The organism is Mycobacterium sp. ABE4_509 (genome assembly GCF_056160785.1).
In genome coordinates, this window is sequence record NZ_JBSWXU010000056.1 from 17,918 (window position 1) to 30,076 (window position 12,159).

A 12,159-nucleotide genomic window follows, 5' to 3' on the forward strand; every position below is an offset into this window, starting at 1 on the left:
GCTCCTAACGACGCTGGCGCCGAGAGCCTAGCCGCAACGCTGTAATCACGCGAAAGATTCTGATGCCAAGGTGAATTCGGGGTGAACTCAGGTCGACGGTCAGCGCAACGCGGCGCGGCCGCGGATGCGCCCGAGCACGATCAGCGCGAGCAGGGTGACCGCCAGCAGCAGGGCGGTACTGGCGGCCGCCTGGAACACCTGCCCCCGGTCGGTGAGCCCGAAGATGGTCACCGGCAGGGTTTTCCAGGTCGCCGGGTAGACCATCACGGTGGCCCCGAGCTCACCCATGGACAGGGCCACCGCCAGGCCGGCGGCCGCGCCGAGCGCGGGCAGCAGCAGCGGCAGGGTGATGCGGAACAGCACCCGCACTGGCCCGGCGCCCAGCGACTCGGCGGCCTGCCGGTAGGCTGGGTCGAGGCGGTCGAGCGCGGCGGACACCGCGCTGAACGCGAACGCCAGCACCAGCACGGTGTGCGCGAGGATGACGATCCAGCGGGTGCCGCCCAGCAGCAGCGGCCGTGAGTTGAACGCGATCAGCAGGCCGAGGCCGATGGCCACCGAGGGCACCGCGATCGGCAGATGGAACACCGCGTCGGTGCTGCGCCGCAGCCAGTCCGGGGCCTCCCGCGCCGCCAGTGCGGCCCAGGTGCCGACCACCAGCGCGATGCCGCCGGCCAGGAACGCGGTCTGCAGGCTCACCGACAGGCTGGCCAGATCCTCGCCGGACAGCGCAGCCCCGAACCGTGCCACACCGAGCCCGGAGGGCAGCGGGCCGGTCCACGAACCGGCCAGCCCGGCCAGCACAACGGTGCCGAGCGGCAGCACGAACACCACGAGCACCACCGCGGCGAACACGCCGAGCACCGCCGCTCTACTTCGCGGGCTCCACAGCAGCACCGGAACCTCCCCTCGCCGTGGTCAGCCGGGCGAACACCACCCGGTAGAGGCCGTAGAGCGCCAGCGACAGCGCCACCTGCACGGTGGCGATCACCGCCGCACCGGGCAGGTCGAAGGTGACGATGCCGCGGGTGTAGATCAGCACCGGCAACGTGATCACGCCCTTGGCGCCGGTGAACAGCACGATCCCGAATTCGTTGAGCGTCAACAGCAACACCAGGCTGCCGCCGGCGGCCAGGGCGGGCCACGCCTCGGGCATCACCACGGTGCGAAGCACGGTCAGCGGGGAGGCGCCGAGGCTGGCCGCGACGTCGAGGTGCGCGCGGGGGATCAGCGCGAACGCCGCGAGCAGCGGGCGCACCACGAACGGGGTGAAGAAGGTGATCTCGGCGGTGATCACCCCGGCGGGGGTGTAGAGGAAGTCCAACAGCGGCGAGGACGTGCCGGTGATGGCCGAGATCGCGGCGTTGACCGCGCCGGCGCTGCCGTAGAGAAAGGTGAACGCCAGCGTGATCAGGAACGACGGCAGCGCCAGCACGGTGTCGATGAGCCGCCCGACCACCGCGGAGCCGGGGAACGGGATGAACGCCAGCACGATCGCCAGGAACGTGCCGAGTGCCAGGCAGCCCAGGGTGGAGGTCGCGGCGATCGCCACGGTGCGCCACAGCGCGTCGCGGAACACCTGCGAGCCGAGCACTTCACCCCAGGACCCGCCCGCCGAGGACTCCCAGAACACCCGCAGCAGCGGGTACAGCACCACCCCGAGCACCAGCAGCAACGGTGGCAGCACCCACAGCCACGCGGTGGACCGGGGTGGGCGCGTCGGCGCCGCGGTGTCGGGTTCGAGAACCGTTGTCATCAAGGCGTTCCCGCGGATACCAGCACGCCTGCCGGTTCGGGCAACCGCAGCCCGACGACACTGCCCACCTCGAACGGGGTGTGGCCGGGCACGTCGACGTCGACGACCGCATCGGGCAGCGAGTGCACCGACAGCACCAGCCGGGTCACCGCGCCGCGCCACACCGCGGCGTTCACGCTGGCCGCCAGGGCGTCCTTCTCCCGGGTGGAGACGATCGCGAGCGCGTGCGGGCGCACGCACAGCAGTGCCTCCGAACCCGGACCCCAGTCGTCGTTGCCGAACGCCGGCGGCGGGGCCTCGGCGTTGACGGTGCGCGGGCCGACGGTGACCAGCGCGGAGTTGCCGATGACCCGGCCCACTGTGCACGGCAGCAGGTTCGCCCCGCCGAGGAAGGCCGCGGTGAAACTGGTGGGCGGCCGCTTCCACAGGTTCTCGGCGGTGTCGACGTCCATCAGGCGCGCGTTGTTCATCACCACGATGCGGTCCGCCAGCGCCAGCGCCTCGGCCTGGTCGTGGGTCACGTAGAGGATCGCGGTGTCGGGCAGCGCGTCCTTGAGGTGTTGCAGTTCGGCGAGCATGGACTGGCGTAGCGCCGCATCGAGCGCGGCCAGGGGTTCGTCGAGCAGCAGTACCGCGGGCCGGATCGCCAGGGCCCGCGCGATCGCGACCCGCTGCTGCTGGCCGCCGGAGAGTTCACGGGGCAGCCGTTTGAGATACCCGGACATGCCGACCATGTCGAGCGCCTCGGCGACCCGGGGCCCGATGTCGCGCCGCGGCACCTTCTGTGCGCGCAGCCCGAAGGCGACGTTGTCCGCGACTGACATGTGCGGGAACAGCGCGTAGGACTGCAGCACCACCCCGATGCCCCGGCGGGCCGGCGGCAGGTCGGTGACGTCGCGGCCGGCCAGCCGGACCCGGCCGGAGGTGGGGCGCACGAACCCGGCCAGCGCGTTGAGCGCCGTCGACTTTCCCGACCCGCTGGGCCCGAGCAGCGCAACGGTTTCGCCGGTGGCGACCCGCAGGTTGAAGTCCACCAGCGCATCGGCGCGCTTGCGGCCGCGACCGTAGGAGACGCCGACCCGGTCGAACAGGATCGCCGGGGCGCCGGGGTCGGCCGGTGCGGCGCGCTGCCGGTGTCCGGCGGGGCTGACCCGGGTGCCGGCCATCTCAGCTACCGGTCGCCTTCTGGTAGGCGGCCAGGTCGGCGTCGAGGTCGGCCAGCACCGCGTTCCAGTCCGGCACCCACACGTCGACCCCGTCGAGCACGGCTGCCGGCGTGTTCGGTTGCGCGGCACCGGTGGACTTCAACGACTCCAGCACCGGCATGCCCAGCGCCTCGGGTTCGACCGTCTTCTGGGTTTCCTCGGAGATCAGGAAGGCCAGCAGCTGTTTGGCCTCCTCGGCGTGCGGCGCACCGGCGGTCACCCCGGCGACGTAGGGCAGCGAGATGCTGGTGCGCTTCCCGTCGGTGCCGGCCGGGATGAAGATGGTGAAGGTCGACCCGTCGTCCTTGATCGAGGCGAGGTTCATCTGGACGTCGCCGTTGGCGACGAGCAGCTCGCCGTTGCTGACCTTGGGCTGCAGCTTCCCGGTCGACGAGGACGGGCCGACGTTGTTGGCCTGCAACGCCGTCAGGTAGTCCAGCGCGCCGGGCTTGCCCCGCAGATGCTGCAGCAGCACCAGCACCGCGGTGCCGTCACCGGCTTGGCCGGGGGTGGAGTACTGAAGCTTGCCCTTGAACTCCGGCTTGAGCAGGTCGTCCCAGGTGACCGGCGGCGGGTTGGCGCCCGGGTTGGCGATGAAGCTCAGCGCGTTGTCGACGATCGGGACGAACGTGGTGTCGGGGCCCACCTGGTCGGCGGCGATGCCGCTGGCGTCGGCGCCGCTGGGTTGCAGCAGCTCGAGTTCGGCGGCCTTCTGGATGAACGGGGGCAGGGTGACCAGCAGGTCGGCCTGCGGGTTGGACTGTTCCTTCTCCACTCGCGAAACCACCTCGCCGGAACCGGCTTCGACCAGGTTGACGTTGATCCCGGTTTCGTCGGTGAAGCGGTCGAATGCGCCTTCGTACCAGGTGGCCAGACCGTCGGCGCTGTACACCGTCAGCGTGGTGCCGTCACCGGAGCCCGAGGTGCCGGTGCCGCCGCAGGCGGTGGCGAGGGTGGTGGCGGCGGCGACGGTGAGCGCCGCTGCGGTGGTGCGCAGTTTCATGGGTCAGCCTTTCAGCAGGAGGTCGGCGAAATCGGTGACGGAGGTGACGATGTGGGTGGCGCCCGCGGCGACGAGCTGGCGTTCGTCGTGCGCGCCGGTGAGGGTGCCTGCGGCGATGGAACATCCGGCGCGCAGGGCGCTCTCGATGTCGCTGGCGGTGTCGCCGAGCGCGGCGACGGCGGCGACGCTGCCGACCTCGAGGCGCATCAGCGCGGTCAGGATCAGGTCGGGGCAGGGCCGGCCGCGGACCCCGTCGCCCGGTGCCAGCACCAGGTCGGCGAGGTTGTGCCAACCCAGGGCGGCGATCAGTTTGGCCTGGGTGTCGGGGGAGAAGCCGGTGGTCAGCGCGACGTTGATGCCGCCGTCGCGCAGGCGTGTGAGCGCCTCGGCGGCACCGGGTATCGGGGTGGCTTCGCCGGCGGCGATGAGTTCGGCGTAGGCGTCCTCGAAGGCGGTGTTGGCCCGTCGGGCGGTGGCCTCGTCGTCGAACAGGGCCCGGAACACCGTGATCTTGGACTGGCCCATGGTGTCGAGTACGTACTGGCGGGCCTGCTCGCGTTCGGGTCCGGCGGCGGGCAGCCCGGCCGCGTCGGCGGCGGCCTCGAAGGCCTGCACCACCAGGCCGTCGTCGGCGACGGTGGTGCCGGCCATGTCGATGACGGCCAGCTCGATCACGTTGTCGTGCATGGGTTACAGTCCGATCTTGTCTGCGGTGTGTTCGCCGATGGCGGGGCCGAGGGTCATGCCGCGGCCGCCGGGTCCGGTGACCACCCAGACGCGGTCGGCGACCTCGGCGCGGTAGACCAGGCGGCCGGGGTCGACGCTCTGGCTGTAGACGCCGGCCCAGCGCTGCCGGATCGGCGGAAGTGGCCGCCCGAGCAGCTCCTCGACCAGGGCGGCGAGGTAGGTGTACGGCGCTTCGACGACGTCGAAAGGGAACGGTTCGCGGTACTCGTGGGTGTCGCCGATGGTCAGACCGCCGTGGCGGCGTTGCACGCACAGCAGCTGCATGCCGTGTTCGTGGGCCACCGGATCCTGGTTTTCGCTGCGCCGCAGCGAGTCCAGCGCGTTGCCGGAATAGGCGGGGTAGTAGCGGAAGCTGTCCCCGTCGGCGATCGCGGTGGTCAGTTCCTCGTCCAGCGGCGCGGTCTGCATCATCTGCAGCCGGACCCGGCGGACCGGCAGTGCCCCGGCCAGTTCGCGCACCAGGCCGCTGTGTTCGGCGCCCGCGCAGACGATCACCACGTCTGCGTCGTGGTGATCGCCGTGGTCGTCGAGGACGCGGGTGCCGGTGATGGACCGGGCCTCGGTGCCGGGCAGGAAGCTGTACTGCCCGGTGGCTTGCATGGCACCGCGGATCGCCGGCAGGGCTTGCCGGGACTCGACCGCACCGTCGCGGGAACAGTGCAGCGCGGCAAGGAATTTACCGCGCAGTGCGGGGTTGATCCGGCGGACCTCGGCGGGTTCGAGCAGCCGGAAGCCGCGCCGGCCGGTGTCGGCCCGGCTGCAGACCTCCTCGGCGACGGCGACCTCGGCGGGGGTGCGCATCAGGGTGAGGGATCCGCAGGGCCGGAATCCGATGCCGGGGACCTCGGCGCCGAGCTCCTCCCACAGCGCGCGGGAGCGCAGGCTGGCGTCCAGTTCGGCCGAGGACCGCCCGGAGACCCAGACCAGGCCGAAGTTGCGGACCGTGGCGCCACGCGCGTCGGCGTCGCGTTCGAGGTGGGTCACCTGGTGACCCCGGCGCACGGCGTGCCAGGCGTGGGCGGTGCCCAGGATGCCGCCGCCGATGATGTTGACCCGCATGGACGTTCAGGTAACCGGGTGTGGACGTCGGCTCCGCTATCGAGCGATGTGGGCGGGCCGAACAGCCGGTGAACAATTGGTATAGACCAATTGGGTGTATGGTTGGGCCATGCCCGGCCGAGCCGACCTTGTGCGTGCCCAGACCGCCCAGCTGCTGGCCTCGTTGCGCGGGGTGTGGGATGAGGTCGCCGTCGACGAATGGGACCACGCCATGCAGGCGGCGGCGGGCGCGATCGCCGACGGTGCCGACGACGAACTGATCCTGGCCGCGGCGCTGCACGACATCGGGCACAGCCCGATGCTCGGCGGTCCCGGGGTCGAGAACCACTCCGGGCTGGCCGCCGACTGGATCACGCGCCGGTTCGGGGCCCGGGCCGGGTGGCTGGCCGGCGCGCACGTCGCGGCCAAACGCCACCTGGCCGCCGTCGACCCCGGTTACGCCGCCGGCCTGAGCGGCACCTCGGTCGCCTCGCTGGCGGTGCAGGGCGGAGCCGGAGTCGATGCCGGCTTCGTCGCCCACCCCTGGTGCCGGGATGCCCTGCGGCTGCGCCGATATGACGACGCCGCCAAGGACCCGGGCGCCGAGGGTGCGCCGCTCGAGGTGGTCCTCGACATCGCGGCGAGGCTGGCCCGGTGAGCCTGCCCAAGCCCTACCTGGTGCGAACCGGGCTCGAGGAGATCCTCGACGGGCTGAACGAAGGGGACCCCTTTCCGCCGGAGCGCGAACTGGCCGCCCGCTTCCGGGTCGCCCGCGAGACCGTGCGCCAGGCGGTGCACGAACTGCTGGTGCAGGGCCGCATCGAGCGGCGCGGCCGGGGCACGGTGGTCTCGCGCCCCAAGCTGGTCCAGCCGTTGTCGCTGCGGTCCTACACCGAAGGGGCCCAACGGATGGGCCGCGTCCCCGGCCGGTTGCTGGTGACTTGGGAGAACGTCACCGTCGACGCCGAGATCACCGATTCGCTGCAGGTTCGGGCCCGGGAACGGGTGATGCACCTGGAGCGGGTGCTGCTGGCCGACGGCGCCCGGATCGGGTTGGAGAGCACCTACCTTCCGCTGCACCGGTTCGCCGACCTGACCGACGACTTCGATCCGACCACCTCGCTGTACGCCGCCATTCGGGCACGCGGTGTGCAGTTCGGTCAGGCCACCGAACGGATCGAGACGGTGTTGCCCTCCCCGCGGGAGGCGGCGCTGCTGGAATCCACACCCGCCATGCCGATGCTGCTGCTCAACCGGAGGTCGGTCGACACCGCCGGCGCGCCCATCGAGGTGGTCCGGGCGCTCTACCGCGGGGACCGGGTGGCCTTCGAGGCGACACTGACCGACCGCTGAATCATGGGCGGTTCGGTGGTCGGTCGGGCGCGACACCGGGTATGAAGTGGCCATGGGCAGTGCAGACCAGGCCTGGTTGATGAGCGGATTGCAGGCGGTCCGGGCCACCGCGGGCGCGCTCGTCGGACAGCTCGGCGACCTGTTCGGGCCGGGGGAGACCTTCGGCGCGACGCTGACCATCGACGACGACGCGGACGCCCCGGCCGCGAAGCTGCTGCGGCCGGGGCGCTCTCACGCCGCGCTCGTACGGGTGGGCCCGGACCGGCCCGGTGCGGCGGTCCGCGGCCTGTGCCTGAAGATCCCCGACGCGTACGGGGCCGGTCGGGACCAGGATTTCCTGCTGGTGTCCTCCGGCGACGGCGCGCCGATGCATCATGCGGCGCTCCCCGCCGACCCCGTCGCGCCGCTGTACTCGTCGCTGTGGCTCTACCTGGCCGGGTTCACCCCGGTGCTGTTCGGGATCCGTCCGCCGACCACCGGTCCGGACGTCCGGTTCGGCGCCGGTGACGTACTGGGCTTTGCCCTCAGCGCGCCGGTCGGGCAGTTCCGGGGCATCGGCACGCTGACGTTGGACGGTCTGTGCGACGAGCCGGTGCGGTTCGCGGCCCGCAACAGCGGTGGGAACCTGCGGCCGCTGCCGCCGGTGTTGTTCTACTGAGCTGCGCCGGGTACCGCGCAGGCGGCGGTGTGCGCCACCGGCCTGCCGACGCTGTGACCGAGATCGACACCAGGGCTGCGCGACGACGATGATTCGCGGCACCAACAGCCGCGGTGTCGATCTGGGCTCGAGCGCCCCGGCAAGGACTTCCCCGGGGCGCCTGCGGTCAGCGCATTTCGATGCCGGCCGACCCGGGCACGTCCGTCGCCGCCGGGACCGAAACCCGGACCGGGTCGCCGGCCTGGCCGGTCGTGCTGCCAGTATCGAGGTGTGGGCAAGAACGAACGCGCGAAGATCGTCATGACCGACGGCGAGATCGCCGAATTCATCGAACAAAGCCGCACCGCCACGATGGCCACGGTGCTTCCCAGCGGGCGACCGCATCTGGTCGCGATGTGGTACGCCGTGCTCGACGGAGAGATCTGGTTCGAGACGAAAGCCAAGTCGCAGAAGGCGGTCAACCTGCGGCGTGACCCGACCATCACGGTGATGATCGAGGACGGGCTGTCCTACGACACGCTGCGTGGGGTGTCCATCGACGGCCAGGCCGAGATCCTCGAGGATCCCGAGACCACGCTGCGGGTCGGCATCAGCGTCTGGGAGCGCTACACGGGGCCCTACACCGAGGAGATGCGCCCGTTCGTCGACCAGATGATGAACAACCGCATCTGTGTGCGGGTGGTGCCGTCGCGGCTGCGCAGCTGGGATCACCGCAAGCTCGGCATGGGCGGCATGCCCGTCTCGGGGAGCACCGCCCAGTACCTCTAGGCCGCTGACCTGCTGTCATGCAGTTTTGCATGTTAACATGCAGTTATGCCTAAGACGGTGCAGATCCGTGACATCGACGATGAGGTGTACGCAGGTCTGGTGCGGCGGGCCGCGGAGGACGGCGTCACCGTTCCGGAGCTGCTACGCCGCGAGGCGGCCCGGCTGGCGTCACGACCCTCGATCGCGGAATGGCTACGGCGGACCGGCCGCCGCCCGTCCTCGGTGACGAGTGGAGAGGTCCTGCAGACGATCGACGAATGGCGTGGGGACTGGCCCGATGCTGGTCGTTGACGCGTCGTGTCTGTTCGAGGTGGTGGCTGACACGCCACGCGCGGATCGGATTGCGGCGCTGATGGCCGCAGACCCAGACCACGCGGCGCCCGAGGTGGTCGACGTCGAGGTGCTGGGTGTGATCCGGGCCCAGTATCTGAAAGGGGCGCTGGACGATACAGCCGCGGCGCAGGCCGTCGCGGACCTGCGGGATTGGCCGGGGGAGCGGTTCTCCCATCGCTGGATGCTGGACCGGGTGTGGCAGCTTCGCGCGTCGGTCCGCGGCTGGGACGCGTTCTACGTCACCCTCGCCGAGGCCATGAACGCCACCTTGGTCACGATGGACACCAGACTGGCCCGCGCGAACGGCCCGCGGTGCCCCATCGAGGTACTCGCTTAGCCGCGGCGCCCGCCGACCGGGGCCGGTCACGGGCACCCCGGCACGATGCGCAGCCCGGCGTCGCGGGTGGACTCCAGGGCCGCCCGCACCAGGATCGTGCCCAGCCCGCGGCCCTCGAATGCGTCGTCGACCTCGGTGTGCGGGAAGAGCCGCTGGCCGTCGTGGTCGATGAACTCGGTGACCCCGGCGTGCCGGCCGTCGACGGCGATCGTGAAGCGGTCGGTGTGCTCGGTGACGGTGGTGGGGGCTCCGGTCTTGTCGGTGGTCATGTCCGGTTGACTACCCACGATTGCCGTCGACCAGATCCGTGAACTCGGGATTTTTCTCGATGAACTCGGCGACCATCCAGCATTGCGGCACGACCCGCAGCCCGGTGGGGCGGGTGGATTCGAGGGCATGCCGCACCAGGATCGTGGCCAGGCCGCGGCCCTGGAACTGCGGATTGACCGCGGTGTGCGGGAATACGCGGCGGCCGTCGCGGTCGACGAAGTCGGCCACTCCGACCTCGCGGCCGTCCACCGAAATGGTGAAGCGGTCCTCGTGTTCGGTGACGTCGGTGCGGGCCCCGGTCCTGTCAGTGGTCATGGCTCCACCTATACCCCGGGACGGGGACGCAGCCTGCCGTTGGGCAGCGGTGGTGCGGGCAGCCGGCCGAGCTCGCCGCGGTATCCCGGACCGCCCCGAAGCGGTCGTCGTGGTTCTGCCACTGGTCGCGGTAGGTGACGATGTCGTCGTGGCTGCGGCCGACGAAGTTCCACCACATCACCAGCGCCTCCCCGAACGGGGTGCCGCACGCCTCGACCGGGCCGCGGGGTGAAGGTGGGCACCGGGGAGCGCTGCCCTTCGAGCTCGCCGAGGAACACCCGCGTGGTGACCGCGCCGGTGGTCCGCGGCTACGGTGTGTAGTGCGCGAAGTCCCGGTCGGTGTCCCGGTCGCCGGAGGGCAGGGCGACCCACAGTTGGACACCGTGCAGCACGGCGTCGGCCGGGCCGGCGCTCACCGACATCTCGGAGTGGCAGATTCCCGCGCCGGCGGTCATCAGGTTCAGCTCGCCCGGGCGCACCGTCGCAGCCACCGCGGCACTGTCGCGGTGCTCGACGAGTCCGCTGAACAGCCAGCTGACGGTCTGCAGGCCGGTGTGCGGGTGGGGGGCACGTCCATGCCGGGCCCGCCGCGCTGATCGTGCGGACCGTAGTGGTCGATGAAGCACCACGCCCCGATCAGGGAGCGCTCCCGCTGCGGCAGCGTGCGGCGCACCCGGATGGCCCGCGGGCCGCCGAGCGGGACTTCGCGCGGGTGTAGGACGCCGTTGAATGACGAAGGCGCACAGTCGACCTCGTCGGGCGCGGCGTCGGTGTTGCTCACGGCTCCAGCCTAGTCAACGCAGCGCGGCGTCGCCGAGGGCCGGATCGGGCACGCCTCAGGTATCGGCACCCGCAGCCGACACCGCGTGGGCGGTCTGTCGGGTGTGCGCCCAACTCAGCAGCCCGGCGCTGTCGAGGGCCGGGCTGTAGTAGTGGCCCTGGGCGACCGCACATCCGTACGCGTTGAGGGCGTCTGCGTCGGCGGCTGTCTCCACACCTTCTGCCACGGTCGTCAAACCGAGGGTGTGGGACAGGTCGATCACCGAGCGGACGATCGCCGCGCTGGTCGGGTCGGTGGTGATGGCCGCGGTGAAGGTGCGGTCGAGTTTCAGCTCGTCGACGGGCAGTTCGCGCAGATAGTAGAGCGACGCGTAGCCGCTCCCGAAGTCGTCGATGGCGATTCTGATCCCCATGTCCCGCAACTGGTTCAGCACCGAACGGGCCAGGCCGAGGTTGGCGAGCAGGAAGTCCTCGGTGATCTCGAAGGTGAGGTTCCCCGGCTCGACGCGGTGGCGGGCGAGCGCTGCGGCGGCACGCGCCGGCAGGTCGGTGTCGGCGAACGCCGAGGGGGGCAGGTTGATCGCGACGGGTATCGGGTGGCCGCGCTCACGCCAGCTCGCAGAGTCGTGCAACGCGAGGTCGAGGACCAGTTCGGTGATCCCCGGCATCAGGTAGTTGTGTTGCGCCAGGGGCAGGAACTGGTGCGGATAGAGCAGTCCGCGCTCGGGATGTTCCCAGCGCACCAAGGCCTCGACACCGACCGTGCGCTCGTCGGTCAGCCGGATCTGGGGCTGGTAGTGCACTGTGAGTTCGCGCAGCTCGATCGCCTGACGTAGCTGAGCGAGCAATTCCAGCCCGGCGCGGCTGCTGCTGTCGCCGTCTACACCGTGGTGGAAGATCTGATGTCCGTGGTGGCTGGATTTGGCTTCGTACATCGCGATGTCGGCGTAGCGCAACAAGGTTCCGATGTCATCGCAGTGGTCGGGGCTCAGCGATATCCCGATGCTCGCGCTGGTCTGCACGTACAGTCCGTCGAGTTCGATCGGCGTGTCGAGGGCGTCGAGCAGGCGGTCGGCGACGAGGTCGGCGGCCGGCCGGTCGGCGCCGGGGAGTAGCACCGCGAATTCGTCGCCCCCGAGACGGGCCAGGATGCCGTCGCGACCGAGTGCCGAGCGCAGCCGGGCGGCAACCACCTGCAGCAGACGGTCGCCGACGGTGTGCTCGAGGGAGTCGTTGATGTCCTTGAAGCGGTCGAGATCGAGCAGCAGCAAGGCGTTTCGTCCGGGGCCGGGCTCTGCGAGGGGTTCGAGCACGGCGCCGGCGTGCTCGTAGAACCCGCGGCGGTTCAGCAGTGCGGTCAGGTCGTCGGTGGTCGCCGCCGGCTGATGGCCGCCGGTGCGCCGGGCGTCGAAGAACGCGACCGCGAGCCGGCACAGCGCCGCCACGATGGTGCACACGGCCAGATAGACCGCGGCGGAGTGGATGGGCGTGCGCTCGTCGGCGAGCAGCACGCCGGTGGCGAGCACGGCGGAGGCGATCGGGGCGGCCACCGGCATCCAGGTCGCCGCGGCGCCGGTGCCCCGCAGGGGCCGGGCG

At 71.1% G+C, this 12,159-nt stretch carries 15 protein-coding genes and 1 pseudogene; 6 read left to right on the plus strand and 10 right to left on the minus strand.

What is annotated here, in order from left to right; genetic code table 11:
- Positions 1–99: 99 nt before the first annotated feature.
- Genes ACXAID_RS13960 through ACXAID_RS13985 form a run of 6 tightly spaced genes read right to left on the minus strand, consistent with a single transcriptional unit; the run spans position 100 to position 5,770 of the window.
- The gene (locus tag ACXAID_RS13960) at positions 100–897 is read right to left on the minus strand and encodes an ABC transporter permease (protein ID WP_475022808.1); all 798 of its coding nucleotides are present in this window, start codon (positions 895–897) and stop codon (positions 100–102) included.
- Positions 872–1,756: a 2-aminoethylphosphonate ABC transporter permease subunit gene (locus tag ACXAID_RS13965; RefSeq protein ID WP_475022809.1), complete on the minus strand. Its 885-nt coding sequence runs from the start codon at positions 1,754–1,756 to the stop codon at positions 872–874. The genes ACXAID_RS13960 and ACXAID_RS13965 overlap by 26 nt, the downstream gene beginning before the upstream one ends.
- The gene (locus ACXAID_RS13970; protein ID WP_475022810.1) at positions 1,756–2,922 is read right to left on the minus strand and encodes an ABC transporter ATP-binding protein; all 1,167 of its coding nucleotides are present in this window, start codon (positions 2,920–2,922) and stop codon (positions 1,756–1,758) included. The genes ACXAID_RS13965 and ACXAID_RS13970 overlap by 1 nt, the downstream gene beginning before the upstream one ends.
- A 1-nt stretch (position 2,923) precedes the next feature.
- The gene (locus ACXAID_RS13975; protein ID WP_475022811.1) at positions 2,924–3,964 is read right to left on the minus strand and encodes a 2-aminoethylphosphonate ABC transporter substrate-binding protein; all 1,041 of its coding nucleotides are present in this window, start codon (positions 3,962–3,964) and stop codon (positions 2,924–2,926) included.
- Between the two features lie 3 nt (positions 3,965–3,967).
- Positions 3,968–4,651, minus strand: coding sequence for a phosphonatase-like hydrolase (locus tag ACXAID_RS13980; RefSeq protein ID WP_475022812.1), 684 nt, complete (start codon positions 4,649–4,651; stop codon positions 3,968–3,970).
- A gap of 3 nt (positions 4,652–4,654) precedes the next feature.
- The gene (locus ACXAID_RS13985; protein ID WP_475022813.1) at positions 4,655–5,770 is read right to left on the minus strand and encodes a TIGR03364 family FAD-dependent oxidoreductase; all 1,116 of its coding nucleotides are present in this window, start codon (positions 5,768–5,770) and stop codon (positions 4,655–4,657) included.
- 109 nt (positions 5,771–5,879) lie between these two features.
- On the opposite strand from ACXAID_RS13985, the gene ACXAID_RS13990 reads away from it, so the two are divergent.
- From ACXAID_RS13990 to ACXAID_RS14015, 6 genes are all read left to right on the plus strand, one after another.
- Positions 5,880–6,407: an HD family phosphohydrolase gene (locus tag ACXAID_RS13990; protein WP_475022814.1), complete on the plus strand. Its 528-nt coding sequence runs from the start codon at positions 5,880–5,882 to the stop codon at positions 6,405–6,407.
- Positions 6,404–7,102 carry a GntR family transcriptional regulator gene (locus tag ACXAID_RS13995; protein WP_475022815.1) on the plus strand — a complete coding sequence of 233 codons (699 nt, stop codon included), beginning with the start codon at positions 6,404–6,406 and terminating at the stop codon, positions 7,100–7,102. The genes ACXAID_RS13990 and ACXAID_RS13995 overlap by 4 nt, the downstream gene beginning before the upstream one ends.
- A 52-nt stretch (positions 7,103–7,154) precedes the next feature.
- Complete coding sequence (locus tag ACXAID_RS14000; RefSeq protein WP_475022816.1) at positions 7,155–7,760, plus strand: hypothetical protein; 606 nt, start codon at positions 7,155–7,157, stop codon at positions 7,758–7,760.
- A 270-nt stretch (positions 7,761–8,030) separates the two neighbouring features.
- Positions 8,031–8,528, plus strand: a complete 498-nt coding sequence (locus tag ACXAID_RS14005) for a pyridoxamine 5'-phosphate oxidase family protein (protein WP_475022817.1) — start codon at positions 8,031–8,033, stop codon at positions 8,526–8,528.
- 45 nt (positions 8,529–8,573) lie between these two features.
- A complete protein-coding gene (locus ACXAID_RS14010; protein WP_475022818.1) occupies positions 8,574–8,819 on the plus strand; it encodes a hypothetical protein in 246 nt (81 codons plus the stop codon).
- Positions 8,806–9,198, plus strand: coding sequence for a type II toxin-antitoxin system VapC family toxin (locus tag ACXAID_RS14015; RefSeq protein ID WP_475022819.1), 393 nt, complete (start codon positions 8,806–8,808; stop codon positions 9,196–9,198). Before ACXAID_RS14010 ends, ACXAID_RS14015 begins: the two co-directional genes overlap by 14 nt.
- Before the next feature lie 26 nt (positions 9,199–9,224).
- Here ACXAID_RS14015 and ACXAID_RS14020 read toward each other — a convergent pair whose 3' ends face one another.
- The 4 genes and pseudogenes from ACXAID_RS14020 to ACXAID_RS14035 all read right to left on the minus strand — a co-directional run.
- On the minus strand, positions 9,225–9,467 hold the full coding sequence (locus ACXAID_RS14020; RefSeq protein WP_475022820.1) for a GNAT family N-acetyltransferase: 243 nt from the start codon (positions 9,465–9,467) through the stop codon (positions 9,225–9,227).
- A gap of 10 nt (positions 9,468–9,477) precedes the next feature.
- The gene (locus ACXAID_RS14025; RefSeq protein WP_475022821.1) at positions 9,478–9,783 is read right to left on the minus strand and encodes a GNAT family N-acetyltransferase; all 306 of its coding nucleotides are present in this window, start codon (positions 9,781–9,783) and stop codon (positions 9,478–9,480) included.
- 8 nt (positions 9,784–9,791) lie between these two features.
- Positions 9,792–10,564, minus strand: a pseudogene (locus ACXAID_RS14030) (pirin family protein).
- Between the two features lie 55 nt (positions 10,565–10,619).
- Positions 10,620–12,159 (minus strand): putative bifunctional diguanylate cyclase/phosphodiesterase (locus ACXAID_RS14035; RefSeq protein WP_475022822.1); only part of this gene is annotated, 1,540 nt, incomplete at its 5' end.